This is a genomic window from Chromobacterium subtsugae (assembly GCF_035919665.1).
Taxonomy (GTDB): Bacteria; Pseudomonadota; Gammaproteobacteria; order Burkholderiales; family Chromobacteriaceae; genus Chromobacterium; species Chromobacterium subtsugae.
This window is the reverse complement of the sequence record NZ_CP142381.1, coordinates 644782-665576: the sequence shown is the minus strand read 5'-3', so window position 1 is coordinate 665576 and position 20795 is coordinate 644782. Positions and strand designations below refer to the sequence as shown.

Annotated in this window: 22 protein-coding genes; 5 read left to right on the top strand and 17 right to left on the bottom strand. The window is 63.3% G+C overall.

Annotated elements, in window-relative coordinates:
* Positions 1–241 precede the first annotated feature (241 nt).
* The gene (gene glmS, locus U6115_RS03285) at positions 242–2071 is read right to left on the bottom strand and encodes a glutamine--fructose-6-phosphate transaminase (isomerizing) (RefSeq protein WP_043581008.1); all 1830 of its coding nucleotides are present in this window, start codon (positions 2069–2071) and stop codon (positions 242–244) included.
* On the bottom strand, positions 2071–2865 hold the full coding sequence (locus U6115_RS03280; protein WP_043581009.1) for a DeoR/GlpR family DNA-binding transcription regulator: 795 nt from the start codon (positions 2863–2865) through the stop codon (positions 2071–2073). The genes glmS and U6115_RS03280 overlap by 1 nt, the downstream gene beginning before the upstream one ends.
* 177 nt (positions 2866–3042) lie before the next feature.
* Between U6115_RS03280 and U6115_RS03275 the strand changes: the two genes are divergently transcribed.
* Entirely contained in the window at positions 3043–3444 is a 402-nt protein-coding gene (locus tag U6115_RS03275) for a DUF6404 family protein (protein ID WP_043581052.1), read from the top strand.
* A 91-nt stretch (positions 3445–3535) separates the two neighbouring features.
* Here U6115_RS03275 and glmU read toward each other — a convergent pair whose 3' ends face one another.
* The 14 genes from glmU to mnmG all read right to left on the bottom strand — a co-directional run bounded on the left by glmU (position 3536) and on the right by mnmG (position 16202).
* The gene (glmU, locus tag U6115_RS03270; protein WP_043581010.1) at positions 3536–4900 is read right to left on the bottom strand and encodes a bifunctional UDP-N-acetylglucosamine diphosphorylase/glucosamine-1-phosphate N-acetyltransferase GlmU; all 1365 of its coding nucleotides are present in this window, start codon (positions 4898–4900) and stop codon (positions 3536–3538) included.
* 85 nt (positions 4901–4985) lie between these two features.
* The gene (locus U6115_RS03265) at positions 4986–5408 is read right to left on the bottom strand and encodes a F0F1 ATP synthase subunit epsilon (RefSeq protein ID WP_043581011.1); all 423 of its coding nucleotides are present in this window, start codon (positions 5406–5408) and stop codon (positions 4986–4988) included.
* Positions 5409–5419: 11 nt separating this feature from the next.
* Positions 5420–6817, bottom strand: coding sequence for a F0F1 ATP synthase subunit beta (atpD, locus tag U6115_RS03260; RefSeq protein ID WP_043581012.1), 1398 nt, complete (start codon positions 6815–6817; stop codon positions 5420–5422).
* A 41-nt stretch (positions 6818–6858) separates the two neighbouring features.
* Positions 6859–7725 (bottom strand): F0F1 ATP synthase subunit gamma, encoded by an 867-nt coding sequence (gene atpG / locus U6115_RS03255; RefSeq protein WP_043581013.1) that lies wholly within the window; start codon positions 7723–7725, stop codon positions 6859–6861.
* A 40-nt stretch (positions 7726–7765) separates the two neighbouring features.
* Positions 7766–9310: a F0F1 ATP synthase subunit alpha gene (gene atpA / locus U6115_RS03250; protein WP_043581014.1), complete on the bottom strand. Its 1545-nt coding sequence runs from the start codon at positions 9308–9310 to the stop codon at positions 7766–7768.
* Between the two features lie 8 nt (positions 9311–9318).
* Positions 9319–9855, bottom strand: coding sequence for a F0F1 ATP synthase subunit delta (locus U6115_RS03245; RefSeq protein ID WP_043581015.1), 537 nt, complete (start codon positions 9853–9855; stop codon positions 9319–9321).
* A 7-nt stretch (positions 9856–9862) separates the two neighbouring features.
* Positions 9863–10333: a F0F1 ATP synthase subunit B gene (locus U6115_RS03240; RefSeq protein ID WP_043581016.1), complete on the bottom strand. Its 471-nt coding sequence runs from the start codon at positions 10331–10333 to the stop codon at positions 9863–9865.
* A gap of 61 nt (positions 10334–10394) precedes the next feature.
* Positions 10395–10682, bottom strand: coding sequence for a F0F1 ATP synthase subunit C (gene atpE / locus U6115_RS03235; protein ID WP_043581017.1), 288 nt, complete (start codon positions 10680–10682; stop codon positions 10395–10397).
* Between the two features lie 65 nt (positions 10683–10747).
* Positions 10748–11560, bottom strand: a complete 813-nt coding sequence (gene atpB / locus U6115_RS03230; RefSeq protein WP_043581018.1) for a F0F1 ATP synthase subunit A — start codon at positions 11558–11560, stop codon at positions 10748–10750.
* Positions 11561–11570: 10 nt separating this feature from the next.
* Positions 11571–11909 (bottom strand): ATP synthase subunit I, encoded by a 339-nt coding sequence (locus U6115_RS03225; RefSeq protein ID WP_230623458.1) that lies wholly within the window; start codon positions 11907–11909, stop codon positions 11571–11573.
* Between the two features lie 115 nt (positions 11910–12024).
* Positions 12025–12882: a ParB/RepB/Spo0J family partition protein gene (locus U6115_RS03220; protein ID WP_043581022.1), complete on the bottom strand. Its 858-nt coding sequence runs from the start codon at positions 12880–12882 to the stop codon at positions 12025–12027.
* Between the two features lie 4 nt (positions 12883–12886).
* Positions 12887–13678, bottom strand: coding sequence for a ParA family protein (locus tag U6115_RS03215; protein WP_043581024.1), 792 nt, complete (start codon positions 13676–13678; stop codon positions 12887–12889).
* Positions 13675–14304 (bottom strand): 16S rRNA (guanine(527)-N(7))-methyltransferase RsmG, encoded by a 630-nt coding sequence (rsmG, locus tag U6115_RS03210; protein ID WP_043581025.1) that lies wholly within the window; start codon positions 14302–14304, stop codon positions 13675–13677. The genes U6115_RS03215 and rsmG overlap by 4 nt, the downstream gene beginning before the upstream one ends.
* Positions 14301–16202, bottom strand: a complete 1902-nt coding sequence (gene mnmG / locus U6115_RS03205) for a tRNA uridine-5-carboxymethylaminomethyl(34) synthesis enzyme MnmG (protein WP_043581028.1) — start codon at positions 16200–16202, stop codon at positions 14301–14303. Before mnmG ends, rsmG begins: the two co-directional genes overlap by 4 nt.
* A 193-nt stretch (positions 16203–16395) precedes the next feature.
* Here mnmG and U6115_RS03200 point away from each other — a divergent pair, with 193 nt between their 5' ends.
* The 4 genes from U6115_RS03200 to U6115_RS03185 all read left to right on the top strand — a co-directional run bounded on the left by U6115_RS03200 (position 16396) and on the right by U6115_RS03185 (position 20322).
* Entirely contained in the window at positions 16396–17145 is a 750-nt protein-coding gene (locus U6115_RS03200; protein WP_043581029.1) for a GNAT family N-acetyltransferase, read from the top strand.
* 52 nt (positions 17146–17197) lie between these two features.
* Positions 17198–17884, top strand: coding sequence for a tRNA (N6-threonylcarbamoyladenosine(37)-N6)-methyltransferase TrmO (gene tsaA, locus U6115_RS03195; protein WP_043581031.1), 687 nt, complete (start codon positions 17198–17200; stop codon positions 17882–17884).
* Positions 17885–17950: 66 nt separating this feature from the next.
* Positions 17951–18952, top strand: coding sequence for a Tim44 domain-containing protein (locus tag U6115_RS03190; RefSeq protein WP_043581033.1), 1002 nt, complete (start codon positions 17951–17953; stop codon positions 18950–18952).
* Between the two features lie 167 nt (positions 18953–19119).
* Positions 19120–20322, top strand: coding sequence for a sensor domain-containing phosphodiesterase (locus tag U6115_RS03185; protein WP_043581035.1), 1203 nt, complete (start codon positions 19120–19122; stop codon positions 20320–20322).
* Positions 20323–20356: 34 nt separating this feature from the next.
* Here U6115_RS03185 and U6115_RS03180 read toward each other — a convergent pair whose 3' ends face one another.
* Positions 20357–20794 (bottom strand): hypothetical protein, encoded by a 438-nt coding sequence (locus tag U6115_RS03180; RefSeq protein WP_043581037.1) that lies wholly within the window; start codon positions 20792–20794, stop codon positions 20357–20359.
* Between the last annotated feature and the right edge of the window lies 1 nt (position 20795).

Sequence of the window (20795 nt, the reverse complement as noted above, 5' to 3'; positions counted from 1 at the left end):
GGCGAATACGATGGCATCGCCTTAGGTCAACCATTGGAATATGAACCATGCGTCTTTACTACCATCCTCTTTCTTCTTGCAGCCGCCGTCCGCCTAGGTCGAAAAGCGGACATCTGAAGAATTGATATGACATAACTAAAGAAGAAGGGGCCAGCGGCCCCTTCTCTGTTGTCAGGCTCCGACGAACTTTATTCGGATCCGACGGACTTTATTCGCTCTAGTCAAAGCTGAAATACAGCGCTTACTCCACTGTCACCGACTTCGCCAGGTTCCGCGGCTTGTCGACATCCGTGCCGCGCGACAGCGCGACATGGTAGGCCAGCATCTGCACCGGGATGGTGTGGACGATGGGGCTGAGGATGCCGACGTGGCGCGGGGTGCGGATCACGTGCACGCCGTCGGATTCGCTGAAGTGGCTGTCGGCGTCGGCGAACACGAACAGCTCGCCGCCGCGGGCGCGCACTTCCTGCATGTTCGACTTCACTTTTTCCAGCAACGCGTCGTTGGGGGCGATCACCACCACCGGCATGTTTTCGTCCACCAGCGCCAGCGGGCCATGCTTGAGTTCCCCGGCCGGGTAGGCTTCGGCGTGGATGTAGGAGATTTCCTTCAGTTTCAGCGCGCCTTCCAGCGCGATCGGGTAATGCAGGCCGCGGCCGAGGAACAACGCGTCGTCCTTGGCGGCGAAGCGCTCGGACCAGGCCTTGATCTGCGGCTCCAGATTCAGCGCATGCTGCACGCTGCCCGGCAGGTGGCGCAGTTCGTCCAGGTATTGCGCTTCCATTTCAGCCGATACGCGGCCGCGGGTCTTGCCCAGGGTGGCGGCCAGCGCGAACAGGCCCACCAGCTGGGTGGTGAAAGCCTTGGTGGAGGCCACGCCGATTTCGGCGCCGGCGCGGGTGTAGAACACCAGATCGCTGGCGCGCGGGATGGCGGATTCGCGCACATTGCAGATGGACAGCGCGTACTGGTGGCCCAGTTCTTTGGCGTACTTCAGCGCCTCCATGGTGTCCAGCGTTTCGCCGGACTGGGAGATGGTGACGATCAGGTACTTGGGGTTGGCGAAGGCGTCGCGGTAGCGGTATTCGCTGGCGATTTCCACATCGCACGGCAGGCCGGCGATGCTTTCGATCCAGTATTTGGCGGTGAGGCCGGCGTAGTAGCTGGTGCCGCAGGCCAGGATTTTCACGCCTTCCAGCTGCGGCAGGATGCCGGCGGCGGCATCGCCGAACAGCTCGGGGTTGAAGCCGTAGTCCTGCACCGCTTCGATGGTGTCGGACAGCGCCTTCGGCTGCTCGTGGATTTCTTTCTGCATGAAGTGGCTGTACGGGCCCAGTTCAAGGGATGCCAGCGACACGTCGGACAGATGCACCGGGCGCTCGATGGCCTGGTCGTACTTGTCGATCAGCTTGACGCCGTCGCGGGTGAGGTGGCCGATGTCGCCCTCTTCCAGAAAGATCACGCGGCGGGTGGCGGACAGGATGGCGGAGACATCGGAGGCGATGAAGTTTTCGCCTTCGCCCAGGCCCACCAGCAGCGGGCAGCCCATGCGGGCGCACACCAGTTCGTCCGGGCGGTCCAGCGCGATCACGCCGATGGCGTAAGCGCCGGTCAGCTCGCGGGTGGCCTTTTTCACCGCGTCGAACAGGCTGTCGCCGGCCTGATAGTAATGATGCACCAGATGGGCGATCACTTCGGTGTCCGTTTGCGATTCGAAGGCGTAGCCCAGATCCTTCAGGCGCTGGCGCTGCTGTTCGTGGTTTTCGATGATGCCGTTGTGCACCACAGCGATCTTGCCGAAGGAGATGTGCGGATGGGCGTTGTATTCGGTCACGCCGCCGTGGGTGGCCCAGCGGGTGTGGCCGATGCCGAGCTGGCCTTGCAGGCTTTCCTCGGCGGCGGCGCTTTCCATTTCGGCGACGCGGCCGACGCGGCGCACCCGGCGGATTTCGTCGCCGGCCAGCACGGCCACGCCGGCCGAATCGTAGCCGCGGTATTCCAGACGCTTCAGGCCATCCACCAGGATGGGAACGATATTACGCTTGGCGATGGCGCCAACGATGCCACACATTATTTTCTCCTTGCACTGCTGTCTTGAACTGCGGGCGCGCAAATCAGCGTCACGCCCTTCGCTTGAATCTTGTCTCTGGCGTCCTGCGCCAGGCCGTCGTCGGTCACCAGGGTGTGGATCTTGTCCCACGGCAACTCCAGATTGGGAATGCGGCGGCCTATCTTTTCCGACTCCACCATCACGATCACCTCGCGCGCCACTTCGGCCATCACGCGGGACAGGCCCACCAGTTCGTTGAAGGTGGTGGTGCCGCGCGCGAGGTCTATGCCGTCGGCGCCGATGAACAGCTGGTCGAAATCGTAGGACCGCAGCGCCTGCTCGGCGATCTGGCCCTGGAACGATTCCGAATGCGGGTCCCAGGTGCCGCCGGTCATCAGCAGGATGGGTTCGTTCTCCAGCTCGCGCAGTTGGCCGGCCACATTCAGCGAGTTGGTCATCACCACCAGGCCGCGCTTGCTGCCCAGCAGCGGAATCATCGCGCTGGTGGTGGTGCCGCTGTCGACGATCACGCGGTTGTGGTCGCGGATGCGTTCCGCCGCCGCGCGGGCAATCGCCTGCTTTCTTTTCGAAACCTGCCCGACATCCGGCTCGGCCGCCATTTCGCTGGGCAACGACACCGCGCCGCCATAGCGGCGCAGCAGCAGGCCGCCGGTTTCCAGCAGCGCCAGGTCCTTGCGGATGGTGACCTCGGAGGTGGCGAAACGCTGGGTCAGCTCTTCCACGCTGACCTCGCCGCGCTCCTGCACCAGGGTCGCGATGGCATGGCGGCGTTGCTGGGTGTTTCGTTTCGTCATATTAAGTTTCGTTTCGAAAGTTTTTGCATGATAACGCTCAATCGCATGAAAGACAAGATGTCCCTAAAGCCCGCTCTCCAAGACCTTGCCTCCTCGGTCTCAGCTATCTGGACATAATTCATTCGTCATCGAAAAATCAAAATCCTGCCTATTCACCTCATGCAAAGGGAGCCCGCCATGTTCGGCCAGCCCGCTTCGCCCACACCTTCCCAACGAGAGCAGGCCCTGCAAATCCTGGCCCGGACCGGGATCGGCAAAGCCAACTATGCGCCGCCATTATTCCGGCTGCTATGGCGCTTGCAGGCGAACTGCCCGCCGCCGCATTTCCTGCCGTTCTGGCAGGCAGCTCTGCTGTTAGGCTTATTTCTGGGCCCAAGCTGGGCCGGATTGATGTGGCTGTTGAGCCATCTACTGGCGTGGCCGCAGCCAAGCCTGCCGATTTTGTCCGTCGCCGCACTGGTCATCGGCGCGCTGTTTGGCTTGAGCATGGCGCTTTATTACGCATATGGCCGCCGCAAATACCGGCTGCCAACATGGGAAGCGCTCGCATCGCCCCTTGCCGCCCACAAGCGAGCATGAACATCGCGTCCAAAGAAAAACGCCCTGTTCCGGGAGGGGGAAACAGGGCGCTGCGGCGTGAGTGAATGGCGGCAATTGCCGCTGTCAGGCCTCAGGACTTTTTCTGCGGCCGCTTCCAGCCCGGAATCGTCACCTGGCGCGCGCGCGCCACGGTCAGCTCGCCGGCCGGGGCGGTCTTGTTGATCACCGAGCCGGCGGCGATGGTCGCGCCGTCTTCCAGCGTCACCGGCGCCACCATCAAGGTGCCGGAGCCGACGAATACATCGTCGCCGATCACGGTCTTGAACTTGTTGACGCCATCGTAGTTGCAGGTGACGGAACCGGCGCCGACGTTCACCTTGCGGCCGATTTCCGCGTCGCCGATATAGGTCAGATGGTTGACCTTGGAGCCATCGCCGATCTTGCTCTTCTTCACTTCGACGAAGTTGCCGATGTGCACATGGCCGGCCAGGTCGGCGCCAGGACGCAGGCGGGCGTACGGCCCGATCCGGCATTCCTCGCCTACCGTGGCGTCTTCCAGATGCGAGAACGGCGCGATCTGGCTGCCGGCGGCGATCTTGACGTTTTTCAGCACGCAGTTGGCGCCGATAAGCACCTTGTCGCCCAGCTCCACCACGCCTTCGAACACGCAGCCCACGTCGATGCTGACGTCCATGCCGTGTTTCAGCTCGCCGCGGATGTCGATGCGCGCCGGATCGGCCAGCGTCACGCCGGCTTCCAGCAAGGCGCGCGCCTGGTTGGTCTGCAGGATGCGCTCCAGCTCGGCCAGCTGCAGCTTGTTGTTGACGCCGGCGGCTTCCCAGCTGGCATCGACGCTGGCGCTTTCCACCGCCACGCCGTCTTTCACCGCCAGCTCCAGCACGTCGGTCAGATAGTATTCGCCCTGGGCGTTGCCGTTGTTCAGCGCGTTCAGCCAGCCGGCCAATTGCGCGTTCGGCAGCGCCATCATGCCGGTGTTGATCTCGCGGATGGCCAGTTGCTCCGCCGTGCAGTCCTTGTGCTCGACGATGGCTTTGAGCTTGCCGTCGGCGCCGCGCAGCATGCGGCCGTAGCCGGTGGCGTCGGCCAGCACGTCGGTCAGCACCGCCATGCCGCTGCCGGCAGCGTCGATCAGCCGTTGCAGCGTGGAGGCGCGGGTCAGCGGCACGTCGCCGTACAACACCAGGGTTTTGCCGTCTTGCGGCAGGTGGGGCAAGGCCATTTTCAACGCATGGCCGGTGCCGAGTTGTTCGGTTTGTTCGGCCCAGACGATATCGGCGTCCGGAATCCGGGCGCGCACCTGGTCGCCGCCGTGGCCGTACACCACCACCAGGCGGGAAGGATTGAGGCCGCGCGCGGTGCGGATCACCCGCGCCAGCATCGGCTCGCCCGCTATCGGGTGCAGCACTTTCGGCATAGTGGAATACATGCGCTTGCCTTTGCCGGCGGCAAGAATAACGATGCTGAGACTATCCATGATGATTTTTTTGCTTGGGCCAAAAACGGAAAAAGGCTGCCACTTGCGTGGCAGCCTGCACTATACACGATTACATCTCGCGCATTCAGTGAGCGCGCTTCTTGAGGTAGTCCAGCGTCTTGAGCTCGGCAATCGCCACCGCCAGTGCGGCGTGGGCTTTGGCCGTGCTCATGTCGTCGGTCGCGTGCTTGAGGGCGTCCTCGGCAGCGCGTTTCGCCTCATTGGCGCGGGCCTCATCGAGATCCTCGCCGCGGATCGCCGTATCGGCGAGCACGGTGATCAGGCTCGGCTGCACTTCCATCATGCCGCCGGACACCGCCACCAGTACTTCTTCCTTGCTGTCCGGCACGCGAAGGCGCAGGACACCAGGCTTGATACGGGTCAGGAGCGGCACGTGTTGCGGGTAGACGCCGATCTCGCCTTCGGTAGCCGGCGCGACGACGAATTCCGCCTCGCCGGAGAAGATGAGTTGCTCGGTGCTAACCACTTCCACACGCATCTTGGACATCCGCCCTCTCCTTAGTTAAGGGTCTTGGCTTTCTCGGCAGCTTCTTCGATCGAACCCACCATGTAGAACGCTTGTTCCGGCAGGTGGTCGTATTCGCCAGCGAGAATGGCCTTGAAGCCCTTGATGGTTTCGCGCAGCGGCACGTATTTGCCCGGGGAACCGGTAAACACTTCGGCTACGTGGAACGGCTGGGACAGGAAGCGCTGGATCTTACGGGCGCGAGCCACGACCAGTTTGTCTTCCTCGGACAGTTCGTCCATACCCAGAATCGCGATGATGTCGCGCAGTTCCTTGTAGCGCTGCAGGGTGGACTGCACGCCGCGGGCGATGGTGTAGTGCTCGTCGCCTACGACCAGCGGGTCCAGCTGGCGCGAGGTGGAGTCGAGCGGGTCCACGGCCGGGTAGATACCCAGCGAGGCGATGTCGCGCGACAGAACCACGGTTGCGTCCAAGTGGGCGAAGGTGGTCGCCGGAGACGGGTCGGTCAAGTCATCCGCAGGGACGTATACGGCCTGGATGGAGGTAATGGAACCATCCTTGGTCGAGGTAATACGTTCTTGCAGACGGCCCATTTCCTCGGCCAGCGTCGGCTGGTAACCCACCGCGGACGGCATACGGCCCAGCAGAGCGGACACTTCGGTACCGGCCAGGGTGTAGCGGTAGATGTTGTCCACGAACAACAGAACGTCGCGGCCCTTGCCGTTTTCGTCCTTCTCGTCGCGGAAATGCTCGGCCATGGTCAGGCCGGTCAGGGCCACGCGCAGACGGTTGCCCGGCGGCTCGTTCATCTGACCGTACACCATCGCTACCTTGTCCAGAACGTTGGAGTCCTTCATTTCGTGGTAGAAGTCGTTACCTTCACGGGTACGCTCACCCACGCCAGCGAACACGGACAGACCCGAGTGGGCCTTGGCGATGTTGTTGATCAATTCCATCATGTTGACGGTCTTGCCCACACCGGCGCCGCCGAACAGGCCTACCTTGCCACCCTTGGCGAACGGGCACAGCAGGTCGATTACCTTGATGCCGGTTTCCAGGATGTCGGAGGCGGCCGACAGTTCGTCGAACTTCGGCGCAGCTTGGTGAATGGCGCGACGCGCTTCGGTCGCTACCGGACCGGCTTCGTCCACCGGGTTGCCCAGTACGTCCATGATGCGGCCGAGGGTGGCGGCGCCAACCGGCACCGAAATCGGTGCGCCGGTGCTGGCTACGGCCATGCCACGCTTCAGACCGTCGGAGCTGCCCATCGCAATGGTACGGACCACGCCGTCGCCCAGCTGTTGCTGAACTTCGAGCGTCAGGTCGGCGTCTACCAGCTTCAGGGCATCATAAACCTTCGGCATGGCGTCGCGCGGAAATTCCACGTCGATCACCGCGCCAATGATTTGTACGATTTTGCCTTGGCTCATTATCGCTTCCTAAAAATAAACTTTTACAGTTCCGTTGACGGTTACACCGCCGCGGCACCGGCCACGATTTCCGACAGCTCGGTCGTAATCGCCGCTTGACGCGCCTTGTTGTACACCAGGCGCAGCTGCTTGATGGTGTTGCCCGCGTTGTCGGTGGCGGCTTTCATCGCCACCATCCGCGCGGCCTGCTCGGAAGCCATGTTCTCGGCCAGAGCCTGGTACACCACCGATTCCAGATAACGGCGCACCAGGAACTCCATCAGCGTCGGCGCATCCGGCTCGTACAGGTAATCCCACGAGTGCGAATGCTCCACCACCATGTGGTGCGGGGTCAGCGGAAGCAGCTGTTCGAGTGCCGGCTCCTGCTTCATGGTATTCACGAAGCTGGAGTAGACGATGTAGACCGCGTCCAGTTCGCCTTCGGCGTACTGCTTGAACAGAACCGTAAGCGGGCCAATCAGTTTTTCCATCTTCGGCGTATCGCCGAGATGAACCGCGCTTGCCACCACGTTCAGACGAGCGCGCTGGGCAGCTCCCAGGCCTTTTTGGCCCAGGCAGCAAACGTCGATTTCGACGTTCTGATCCTGCAGTTCCTTGACCTTGGCGAAGAAGCGCTTGAACGAGTTCACGTTCAAGCCGCCGCATAGGCCCTTGTCGGAGGAAACCAGGATGATGCCGGCGCGCTTGATCGTCTCGCGACGGGCAAGCAAGGGGTGACCAAGTTCCGCGTTCGCCTGAGCGAGGTGCGCCATAACCGTGCGCACCTTCTCGGCGTAAGGACGGGCAGCGCGCATACGCTCTTGCGTTTTGCGCATCTTCGAGGTCGACACCATCTGCATAGCGCGGGTGATCTTCTGCGTGTTTTGCACGCTGCGGATCTTGGTGAGAATCTCTTTACCGACTGCCATATCCTGAACCTTTCTTTAGCAACGACTTATCGTCTAAGGCTCAGTTGAAGCTGTAGCCAGCCTTGAACGATTCCATCGCCTTGGCCAGTACCTTCTCGTTGTCGGCAGACAGATCACCGGAAGCGTTCACGGCCTGCAGCACTTCGGCGTGGTTGGCACGCACGTTGGCCAGGAACTCGGCTTCGAAGGCCAGGGCCTTCTTCACCGGAACGTCTTCGTACGAGCCCTTGTTCACCGCCCACAGGGTCAGCGCCATTTCCGCGGTCGACAGGGTGGAGAACTGCTTCTGCTTCATCAGTTCGGTCACCACTTCGCCGTGCGACAGCTGCTTGCGGGTGGCTTCGTCCAGATCGGAAGCGAACTGCGCGAACGCAGCCAGCTCGCGGTACTGGGCCAGAGCCAGACGGATACCGCCGCCGAGCTTCTTGATCACCTTGGTCTGAGCGGCGCCGCCCACGCGCGATACCGAGATACCGGCGTTGATGGCCGGACGGATGCCCGCGTTGAACAGGTCGGTTTCCAAGAAGATCTGGCCGTCGGTAATCGAAATCACGTTGGTCGGAACGAACGCGGAAACGTCGCCAGCCTGGGTTTCGATGATAGGCAGAGCGGTCAGCGAACCGGTTTTGCCCTTCACGGCGCCGCCAGTCAGCTTCTCCACTTCGTCTTCGTTGATGCGCGCGGCGCGCTCCAGCAGACGGGAGTGGAGGTAGAACACGTCGCCCGGATAGGCTTCGCGGCCCGGCGGACGGCGCAGCAGCAGCGAGATCTGACGGTAGGCGACGGCTTGCTTGGACAGGTCGTCGTACACGATCAGCGCGTCTTCGCCGATGTCGCGGAAGTATTCGCCCATCGCGCAGCCGGAGTACGGAGCGATGAACTGCAGGGCGGCGGCTTCGGAAGCGGTGGCGGCCACGATGATGGTGTGACCCATCGCGCCGTGCTCTTCCAGCTTGCGAACCACGTTGGCGATGGAGGAAGCCTTCTGACCTACGGCTACGTAGATGCAGATGACGCCATTGCCCTTCTGGTTGATGATGGCGTCCAGCGCCACGGCGGTCTTGCCGGTCTGACGGTCGCCAATGATCAGCTCACGCTGGCCGCGGCCAACCGGAACCATGGAGTCGATCGACTTCAGGCCGGTCTGCATCGGCTGCGATACCGATTGACGCGCGATCACGCCCGGAGCGATCTTTTCGATCGGGGACGATTTCGTGGCGTTGACCGGGCCTTTGCCGTCGATAGGCTGACCCAGAGCGTTGACCACGCGGCCAATCAGCTCCGGACCCACCGGCACTTCCAGAATGCGGCCGGTGCACTTGACTTCGTCGCCTTCGGAGATGTGCTCGTACTCGCCCAGAACCACGGCGCCGACAGAGTCGCGCTCCAGGTTCATCGCGAGGCCAAAGGTGTTGCCCGGAAATTCGAGCATTTCGCCCTGCATCACGTCGGCCAGGCCGTGGATGCGGACGATACCGTCGGTCACGGAGATAACCGTGCCCTTGGTGCGAACTTCAGCGCCTTCAGCCAGATTCTGGATCTTGGCCTTGATCAGATCGCTGATTTCAGAGGGGTTCAACTGCATGATCTCTCCTAATTCTTGAGGCTTGCTGCCATTGCTTGCAGTTTGCCGCGCACGGAAGCGTCGATGACATCGTCGCCAACCAGCACACGCACCCCGCCAATCAGGTCGGGGTTTTCACGCACGTCAAGACGCACGGTCTTGCCGTACTTCTTGGAAAGCGTGGTGGTCAGTTCGGCTTGTTGTGCATCGGACATGGCAAAAGCGGACTCCACCTGGGCGTCCACTATGTCTTCCGATTGCGCCTTCAGCAGTTCAAACTGCGCGGCGATTTCCGGCAGCAGCGTCAAACGGGCGTTCTCGATCAGCGCGGCGATGAAGCGTTTCACGTCTTCGTTGCCGCGGCCGCCGAGCACATCCAGCATCAGCGCCTCAACCTCTTGTGCGGTATGTTTCGGATTGGTGACTACCTGCGCCAGATCCGGGTTGTTCACCATGGCAGCCAGCCACGACAGCGCATCCGACCACTGATCGAGGCTACGCTGTTCGGTGGCCAGGCTGTATACCGCTTCGGCGTAGGGCCTTGCGACGGTAATGAGTTCTGCCATGAGTTAATTAAAACTCCGCTTTGATGGAGGCAAGCAGGTCGGCGTGCTTGGCGGCGTCGATTTCCTTGCGCAGGATCTTCTCTGCGCCGGCGACGGCCAGTTCGGCCACCTGCGCGCGCAGGGATTCCTTGGCGCGCAGCACTTCCTGATCGATTTCCGACTTGGCGTCGGCCACGATGCGGGCACCTTCGGTGCGGGCCGCGTCCTTGGCTTCGTCCACGATCTGGTTGGCGCGCTTCTCGGCTGCAACCACGATCTCGGTAGCTTGCTGCTTGGCCTTGCGGATTTCGTCCGCAACGCGCTTTTCAGCCGCTTCCAGATCCTGCTTGCCGCGTTCCGCAGCGGCCAAGCCATCAGCGATACGCTTGGCCCGCTCATCCATCATGTTGGTAAGCGGAGGCCAAACAAACTTCATGGTGAACCATACCAGGATGGCGAACGTGATCGCCTGGCCCAGTAGTGTTACGTTGAATTCCACGCTTGTTTTCCTCCAGAGTATGACTACAACAACCGTTTACACGTATCCGTAGGCAGACGGATTAGTGGGCAGCCTTGACAACGGCCAGAGCGGCAGCCAGGAACGGGTTGTTGAAGGTGAACAGCATGGCAACACCGACACCAATCATGGAGATCGCGTCAAGCAGACCGGCGATGATGAACAGCTTGGTTTGCAGAACCGGGATCATTTCCGGCTGACGAGCGGAGGACTCGAGGAACTTGCCGCCCAGAATGGCGAAACCGATAGCGGTGCCCAGAGCGCCCAGACCAATGATCAGGGCTGCAGCGATAGCGGTCATCGACTGGATCTGAGAAACGAGTGCTTCCATTGTGTATCTCCTAAGACTTAAAGCAAGGATGGTTGGTAAAAAAGTATGGTGAATCTACAGGTAAATCAGTGCGCTTCCACTGCCAGGCTCAGGTACACGATGGTCAGCATCATGAACACGAAGGCCTGCAGGGTGATGATCAGGATGTGGAAGATCGCCCACGGCGCGCCCAGCACCCACTGCAGGCCCCAGGGCAGCAGCGCGATCAGGATGAAGATCAATTCGCCGGCGTACAGGTTGCCGAACAGACGAAGAGACAGCGAAATCGGCTTGGCGGCCAGCTCTACCAGCTGGAACGCGAAGTTCAGCGGGGCCAGGATCACGGCGCCCACCGGGTGGGAGCTGTGGAACGGCGCGGTCAACAGTTCCTTGCCCCAGCCGCCCAGGCCCTTGGCCTTGATCGAGAAGCCGACGATCAGGATCAGCACCGACAGCGACATGGCGAAAGTGGAGTTCACGTCGGCGGACGGCACCACGCGGAAGTACACGTGATGCGGCTCCAGGCCGAAGAAGGTGTAGCCGATCCATTGCGCGGCCATCGGGAACAGATCCACCGGGAACAGGTCCATGAAGTTCATCAGGAACACCCAGCAGAAGATGGTCAGCGCCAGCGGGGCGATCATCTTGCTCTTGCCGTGGAACACTTCGCGCACCTGGGTCTGCACCAGCTCGATGATCATCTCGACGAACAATTGCAGACGGCCCGGCGCTTCGATGCTGGCGCGGCGCGCCACCATGGCGAACACGCCTACGAACAGGAAGCCGAGCAGCAGGGAGATGGAGAAGGTGTCGACGTGCAGGCTCCAGAAGCCGGCCGACGGGTCCGAGTTCCAGAACGTGAGGTGGTGCTTGATGTAATCAGTTGCGTTGCTTGCCATCGCTCTTTTCTCAATTTTTGATTAGAAGCCCGAAACCGTAGCCGGAGATGGCGGCAAAGAACCCACCGAGAAAGCCGACTACGGACAAATCCTTGAAACCAGCCAAAACCGCGCCACTTAGTAGTACGGTCAGGCAAAACTTTACCGCTTCGGCCAGAAAATGCGCCTTGATCAACGCCGCGGGAGGAACATGCCGCTTGGCATAGGCGATCCTGGCGTACACCAGGGCCGGCACCAGCACCACGATCCCGCCCAGCAAGGTGGACACTGCCACCACCAGGCTGCCGGCGCCGACAAGCAGCGAAATCAGCACTGCCAGCCCGACCAGGCTGGCCTGCAGGCGCAGCACGCGCCTCACTTCCGGATTTACCATGACTGCCAGTGCAAAAAAACCGCTGGATTATAGGCTTTGCGCTTGAGTTGCGTCAACTTCGCCGCCAGGCCTATTTTGCGGCGCAACATTCTCATTTTTGAGGTTTTTTCTGCAGTTTCTCCAGCAGCGCGTCCAGCTCGTCCAGGCTGGCATATTCTATGACCAGCCTGCCGTTTCCGCCGTTTGCATGACGAATGCTGACCTTGGCGCCTATCGCTTCCGACACCTGGTTTTCCAGCCGCTCGACATCGGGATCGACGCGATTTTGTTGCGCGGCAACTGTGGTTTTTTGCGCATCATGCTGTTGCACTCGGCGCTCCACCTCGCGCACCGACATCCCCTTGCGCACCACCTCCTGCGCCAGCTCCAGCTGCGCGACGGTGGGCAGAGACAGCAAAGCGCGGGCGTGGCCCATCTCCAGTTGGCCTTCGTGCATCATCTGCTGCAGCGGTTGCGGCAGCACCAACAGGCGCAGCAGGTTGGACACCGCGCTGCGCGAACGGCCGACCGCGTCGGCGGCGGACTCGTGGGTGAGGCCGAATTCGTCGATCAGGCGCTTGATGCCCTGCGCCTCTTCGATCGGATCCAGCTCCTGGCGCTGGATGTTCTCGATCAGCGCCATCGCCAGCGCCGCTTCGTCGGGCACGCTCTTGATCACCACCGGCACTTCGACGAGACCGGCCTTGCGCGACGCGCGCCAGCGGCGCTCGCCGGCGATCAGCTCGTAGTCGCCCAGGCCCAGATCGCGGACGATCAGCGGCTGGATGATGCCCTGCACGCGGATGGAAGCCGCCAGCTCCTCCAGCGCGGTTTCGTCCATGAAACTGCGCGGCTGGTATTTGCCGGGGCGGATGCTGTCGATGGGAAGGGAAGTCAGTCTGTCGTCCACCGTGTCGACGGTGGACAGGAGCGCGTCGAGTCCGCGCCCCAATCCTTTGAGTTTGGCCATATTGTCAGACGGTGGGAGTTGCGGTTGCGGGTTCTAGTCGTTCAATCAGCTCTTGCGCCAGCGTCAGGTAAGCCTGCGCGCCGCGCGAGTTGCGATCGTAGACCAGCCCCGGCAAGCCGTGGCTGGGCGCCTCGGCCAGGCGCACATTGCGCGGGATGACGGTCTGGAACACCTTGTCGCCGAAGTGGCGCGCCAGCTGCGCCGACACTTGTTGCGACAGATTGTTGCGGGCGTCGAACATGGTGCGCAGCAAGCCCATGATCTCGATCTTGGGGTTGACCGCCAGCCGCACCTTGCGCAGCGTGGACACCAGGTCGGACAAGCCTTCCAGCGCGTAGTATTCGCACACCATCGGAATCAGCACGCTGTGCGCGGCTACCAGGCCGTTCAGGGTCAGCAGGTTCAGCGACGGCGGGCAGTCGATCAGCACGTAGTCGTACTGGTCCTCCACCTCGGCCAGCGCGTTCTTCAGCCGCGCCTCGCGCGCCAGTTCGTTGACCAGCTCCAGCTCGGCGCCGCCCAGATCGCGATTGGCCGGCAGCACGTGGTAGCCGCCCGCCTTGGCGTCCTGGCGCGCCTCCTCCACGCCGGCCTCGCCCAGCAGCACGTCGTAGCCGGATTTCTCCAGCGACTGCTTGGCGATGCCGCTGCCCATGGTGGCGTTGCCCTGCGGGTCCAGATCGACGATCAGCACCCGCTTGCCCAGCTCGGCCAGTCCGGCCGCCAGATTGACGACGGTGGTGGTCTTGCCCACCCCGCCCTTCTGATTGGCCACCGCGATCACGCGTGGATTCATTGCAGCACCATCCTCACCAGATGGCGTTCGGCGTCCAGCCCCGGCACCGTTACCGGCAGCACCTCCGAAACCGCCACGCCTTGCGGCAGCAAGGCGATTTCCTCATACGGATACACGCCCTTCATCGCCACGTACTGGCCGTCTTCAGCCATCAGGTGGCGGGTCAGCTTGACGAACTCGGCCAGTTCCGAGAACGCGCGGCTGGTGATGCGATCGAACTTCTGCTCCGGCTGATAGGCCTCGACGCGGCCGGTCACCACCTGGACGTTGGCCAGGCCCAATTCCACCACCACCTGGCGCAGGAAGGTGGTTTTCTTGTGGTTAGAGTCCAACAGCACCACCTGCATATCCGGCCGCGCGATGGCGGTGGGAATGCCCGGCATGCCGCCGCCGGAGCCGACGTCCAGCATGCGCGCGCCGCCGGCCAGGTGCGGCACCAGGCTCAGGCTGTCCAGCAAATGATAGCTGACCATCCGCTCTTCCTGGCGGATGGCGGTGAGATTGTAAGTCTGGTTCCATTTCACTAGCAGCGCTAGGTAGCGCTGCAGCAAAACCTGCTGCGATTCAGTGAAGTCCAGGGCCAGCGCGGCCAGCCCTTGCTGCAATTCTGCGATATGTTGTGTCATGCGGTTTTCGTGGCGTCGGTGAAGCCGCGCTTCAGGTGCACCATCAACAGGGCGACGGCGGCCGGGGTGATGCCCTGGATGCGCGAAGCCTGGCCCATGGTTTCCGGGCGCTGCTGGTTCAGCTTCTGCTGCACTTCCTTGGACAGGCCCTTCACCAGACTGTAGTCGATGTCGCCCGGCAGACGGATGTCTTCCAGATTGTCGCGGCGCGCCAGCTCTTCGTTCTGGCGGTTGATGTATCCCTGGTATTTGACCTGAATTTCCACCTGCTCGGCAACCACCTCGTCAAGCTCCGGCGCGCCGGCCGCGGCGTCCGGCACCGACATCAGGTCGCGGTAGGCGACATTGGGGCGCTTGAGCAGGTCGGACAGCGTGTATTCGCGTTCGATGGGCTTGCCCAACACGTTCGCCAGCGCGTCCGGGGCCTGCAGTTTGGACGGATGCAGCCAGGTAGTCGCCAGCCGCGCCTTTTCCGCCTCGACGGCATCGCGCTTGCGGCAGAAGGCGTCCCATTGCGCATCGCCGACCAGGCCCAGCTTGCGGCCCATTTCGGTCAGGCGCAGGTCGGCGTTGTCTTCGCGCAGCTGCAGGCGGAATTCGGCGCGGCTGGTGAACATGCGGTACGGCTCGGACACGCCCTTGGTGATCAGGTCGTCGACCAGCACGCCGAGGTAGCCCTCGTCGCGGCGCGGGCACCAGGCGGCTTGCTCACGCACGTACAAGCCGGCATTGAGGCCAGCCAGCAGGCCCTGGGCGGCGGCTTCTTCATAGCCGGTGGTGCCGTTGATCTGGCCAGCGAAGAACAGGCCCTGAATGGCCTTGGTCTCCAGCGAGGCCTTCAGGCCGCGCGGGTCGAAGTAGTCGTACTCGATGGCGTAGCCGGGGCGCAGGATGTGGGCGTTTTCCATGCCGCGGATCGAGCGCACGGCGGCCAGCTGGATGTCGAACGGCAGACTGGTGGAGATGCCGTTCGGATAGAATTCGTGGGTGGTCAGGCCTTCCGGTTCCAGGAACACCTGGTGGCTGTCCTTGTCGGCGAAACGGTTGATCTTGTCTTCGATCGACGGGCAATAGCGCGGGCCGACGCCTTCGATCACGCCGGTGAACATCGGGCTGCGGTCGAAGCCGCTGCGGATGATGTCGTGGGTGCGCTCGTTGGTGTGGGTGATCCAGCACGGCAACTGCTTGGGGTGCATGTCGCGCTTGCCGCGGTAGGAGAACACCGGCTCCGGCGTGTCGCCCGGCTGCTCTTCCATCACGGAAAAATCGACGCTGCGGCCGTCGATGCGCGGCGGCGTGCCGGTTTTGAGCCGGCCCACCGGCAGGTTCAATTCGCGCAGGCGCGCGCCCAGCGTGCTGGCCGCCTGGTCGCCGGCGCGGCCGCCGGTGTAGTTTTCCAGGCCGACGTGGATCTTGCCGGACAGGAAGGTGCCGGCGGTCAGCACCACGGTCTTGGCGCGGAAGGTGATGCCGATGGCGGTGATGGCGCCGGCGACGCGGTCGCCGTCCATCAACAGGTCGTCCACCGGCTGCTGGAACAGCGTCAGGTTGGGCTGGTTTTCCAGCATCTCGCGGATGGCGGCCTTGTACAGGATGCGGTCGGCCTGCGCGCGGGTGGCGCGCACCGCCGGGCCTTTGGAGGCGTTGAGCGTGCGGAACTGGATGCCGCCGATGTCGGTGGCCAGCGCCATCGCGCCGCCCAGCGCGTCCACCTCTTTCACCAGATGGCCCTTGCCGATGCCGCCGATCGACGGGTTGCACGACATCTGACCCAGGGTCTCGATATTGTGCGTCAGAAGGAGGGTGGCGCACCCCATGCGCGCCGCGGCCAGCGCGGCCTCGGTGCCGGCGTGACCGCCGCCCACCACTATCACGTCGAAGCTTGTCGGATAAATCATGGCTGAAAGAGCAAATCTGGCGGAAAAACGGCCTATTCTACGCCAAAACGGTTTAGCTGATAAGTCCTTGATTTCAATAAATCCAAGCGCGTAACGCTATCGTCAAGCCACGGTCATCACAAGGTCATCGCGCGGACATTAGCGCGTCAAACAGCCCCCCTAGCATGTGGCTCATCACCACAGGGGGCAAAACATGCTGCTAAATGAACAGCTTGCAGGCAGAAGCAAACCGCGGCTGGCCGTGCGCCTGGCCGCCGGCGCCGAAGACATCCGCCGCGCGCAGAAGCTGCGCTACGACATTTTCGCCGGCGAAATGGGCGCGGAACTGGCGTCGCGGGATTTGGGCATAGATTGCGACGAATACGACGAGCTGTGCGACCACCTGATCGTCGAGGACCACAACAGCGGCATGGTGGTCGGCACCTACCGAATGCTGTCCCCCGCCAACGCGCGCCGCGCGCCGCGCCTGTACTCCGAGCATGAATTCGACCTGTCCCGCCTTTCCCATCTGCGCGATGGCTTGATTGAAATGGGACGTTCCTGCGTGCACCGCGACTTCCGCTCCGGCGCGGTGATCGCGCTGCTGTGGTCGGGCCTGGCCGACTACGTGAGCCAGCGAGGCGGCGAATACCTGGCCGGCTGCGCCAGCGTGTCGCTGACCGACGGCGGCCACCAGGCGGTCAGCCTGTATCGCCAGCTGGAGGGCCAATACCTGGCGCCGGCGGAATGGCGGGTGTTTCCGCACTTGCCGCTGCCGCTGGACCGAGTGGTGGACGACACCGCGCCGGTGCCGCTGCCGCCGCTGATCAAGGGCTATCTGCGCGCCGGCGCCCACGTCTGCGGCGAGCCGGCCTGGGACCCGGACTTCAACTGCGCCGACTTCTTCATGCTGCTGCCGATGAGCCGGCTGAACGCGCGCTACAACAAGCACTTCATCGGTTGAGTCCGCGGGGCGCGCGCCCCGCGCCGCGGCCCGCGGATGCTACAATCCGGGCATGACTTACGCTTTCGAAGCGGTGGGCGTGATCCGCTCGCCCTACCGCGAAAAATTCGGCATCCCGCGCCAGCCGTCGCTGGTCAACGCCGCCCGCGTCACCCTGGAATTGCTGCCGCCCTACAACCACCCCGACTGCGTGCGCGGCTTGTCCGAGTTTTCCCATGTCTGGATCAGCTTCATCTTCCACCAGACCATGGCGCGCGGCTGGCAACCGCTGGTGCGCCCGCCCCGCCTGGGCGGCAACGCCAAGGTGGGGGTGTTCGCCAGCCGCGCCACCCATCGGCCCAATCCGTTGGGCTTGTCGCTGGTGGAGCTGGCAGGCGTGGAGTGCGGCAACGGCGTGCGGCTGCATCTGGCCGGCGCCGACCTGCTGGACGGCACGCCGGTGGTGGACATCAAGCCTTATATTCCGTTCGTGGAATCGCGGCCACAAGCCCGCGGCGGCTTCGTCGACGGCCCGCCGCCGCAGCTGACGGTGCGATGGAGCGAACAGGCGCTGCGGCAGCTGGCCGCGCTGGCCGCGCCGCCCGATCTGGCGCTGCTGGTGGAGCAAGTGCTGGCGCAGGACCCACGGCCCGCTTACCAGGACGACCCCGGTCGCGTCTACGGCGTGTCGCTGTATTGCTACAATATCCGCTTCGGCATCCGCGAAGACATCGCCACGGTGCTTGAAATTATTGAATAAAACCAAAACTAATTCGCATCTCCCCGGTCATACCCGGGCAACTCAAACCACTCAGGAAAATAAAACATGACCACTCGCGCGAAGACGATCGTACTCGCCTTCACCATGGTTTCCGTGTTGGCCACTCCCTTTGCCGAAGCCGCGCGCCTCGGCAAGGGCAAGAGCGCAGGCATGCAGCGCTCCGCCCCCACCCGCACCTATCAACCCAGCACCCCGGCGCCGCAACCGATGGCCGCGCCGGCTCCGCGTCCGGGCGCGCCGGCCCAGGCCGCGCCGCAGAAATCCGGCCCGGGCATCGGCACCGCGCTGGCAGCCGGCGCCGTCGGCGCCGCGGCCGGCTACATGATCGGCTCTTCCGGCAACGAGAAGCAGGCCGCTCCGGCGCAGCAAAACGCCGCGCCGGTCGAACAACCCGCCCAGCAGGCCGCGCAATCGGCCCCGGCCCAACAGGAAAAAGGCGGCATGCCCTGGGGCATGCTGGCGCTGCTGGGCCTGGCCCTGGTCGGCGGCATGATGTTCTTCCGCCGCAAAGCGGGCAATCCGGCCGCCAACGCGCCGCAACCGGCCGGCATGCCGCAGGGCATGAACAGCCAGGCCGGCGGTTTCGACGCCGTGCCCAAGATCGGCTCCGGCCTTGACAACGGCAACAGCGGCTTCGGCGGCGGCTTCAACAGCGCGGCGCCGGCCGGCGGCGCGCCTGCGCGCCTGCCCGACGGCACCGAAACCCCCAACTTCCTGCGCCAGGCCAAGGCTACCTTCCTGCACCTGCAAAGCCTGAACACGCCGGAAAGCCTGGAGGAAGTGCGCAAGTACTTGACGCCGGAACTGTTCGAAGCGCTGCGCGGCGACATCGCCGACAACGGCGCCGTGGCCGACTTCCCGCAGCTGGACTGCCAGCTGTCCGACGCCAGCGTCGAGAACGGCCGCTACATCGCCAGCGTGCGCTTCTCCGGCCAGGTCAGCGAAGAAGTGAACGCCCCGCTGGCGCCGTTTGGCGAAACCTGGCACTACATCAAGGATGGCAACACCGGCGGCAAGTGGCTGGTGGCAGGCATCCAGCAAGACTGAGGCTGGCCCGGCGGGATGTGGTTTTTCCCGCCGGCTTAACACTCGTTGACGACGGGCCCTGGGGCCCGTTTTTTATTTTAACGGCCATGCACTAAACTGGAATGCCGATTGCTTGAGCAGCGGGGATACGGACCAACAGAGCCCGGACACAAGGAGGCAGTATCGCCATGACAGCATTCGAGCACGCCGGCCTGAAAATCGGCAGCCACTTTCAGCCCATCTACAGCCTGGCGCATCGGCGCAGCATAGGCGTGGAGGCGCTGTTGCGTGCCGAGCAGGGCGATGTCGCGCTCAGCCCCGCCGAGGCCTTCTACACCGCCGTCTCGCCGGAAAAGCGCCACCAGCTGGACCTGGCCGTCTGCCAGGCGCACATCCAGCGCTTTCTGCAGCTGCCGTCCGATCAGCCGCGCTGGCTGTTTCTCAACCTCGACGCCGCCTCGCTGTCGCGCCCCGACCGCGCGATGGCGCTGGTCAACAACATCCGCCAGGCCGGCCTGGAGCCGCACAAGGTGGTGCTGGAAGTGCTGGAGCACGTGCTGGAAGTGGACGAGGCGCTGATCGAAGGCGTCAACATCCTGAAGAACAACGGCTTCATGATCGCCATCGACGACTTCGGCGTCGGCCACTCCAACCTGGAGCGGGTATGCCAGCTGGAGCCCAGCCTGGTGAAATTCGACCGCCAGCTGCTGCGCAACGCCATCCAGCAGCCGCGCAGCCGCAGCCTGCTGACCAGGCTGGTGCGGCTGATGCACGAGATTGGTGCGATGGTGGTGGTGGAAGGCATAGAAACCGAACGCGACGTGCTGGTGGCGATGGATTCCGGCTGCGACCTGATCCAGGGCTACTTCATCGCCCACCCGGCCGAGCAGCCTACCAGCGACGAGATCATCACCCCCAAGCTGGACGAACGCTGGGACGAACTGATGGCGCACGCGCTGCTCAAGCGCAAGCTCACCCGCCGCCAGATCGAGCTGGCGCGGCAATGCTTCGTGCAAAGCGCCATCTCGCTGATGCAGGGCACCCCGTTCGACCTGGCCGCCAAACCCATGCTCAGCCTGCCGGACGTGATCCGCTGCTTCCTGCTGGACAGCGAGGGCCGGCAGATAGGCCGCAACCTCAACAGCCGCCAGTCCACCGCCGCCACCGACCCGCGCTACGCGCCGCTGGCCGACACCACCGGCGCGGTGTGGTCGCGCCGCAGCTATTTCCAGCACGCGGTGGACCAGCCCGGCGTGCTGTACATGAGCGAGCCCTACCTGTCGATGACCGACCCGCGCTCCTGCGTGACGATGTCGATGGCGATAGAGATCGACGAATACATGCACGTGCTGTGCGCCGACCTGCTGGTGCCGCAGGCCAGCACCGTATGAAAAAGGGCGGCCTGCTGGCCGCCCTGCCGTCCGGCTAGATCACCTCAGCCGGCAGCTTGATGTCTTCCATTTCCTGCAAAATCGGCTTTTTGCCGGAACAATACACCGTAGCCGCCCACTTCTCTTTCACATACACATGCACGCCGGCCTCGACCGGCAGGCTTTCGACATTCCTGTCAACACCCCAGAAAACGGTGTAAACCGTATCGCCGTTCGGCACATTCACGGTATAGGACGGCGAACCCACGCCAGTCCACTGCCCCGTGCTCGCGCGCTTGCGCTCCACGCTCAGCGCGATTTCCGGCGCGCCTGGCTTGCCGAAGGCATAGCGGATGGTTTTGCCCGCATCGCACAGCTCCACCTTCTTGCCGGCCTTGGTCGTGCAGGCGAACACCGTCTTCGCCCCGGCTCCGCAGTCCGCCCAGGCCAAAACCGGCAGCAAGGCCAGCGGCAACAACAGCTTGTTTTTCATT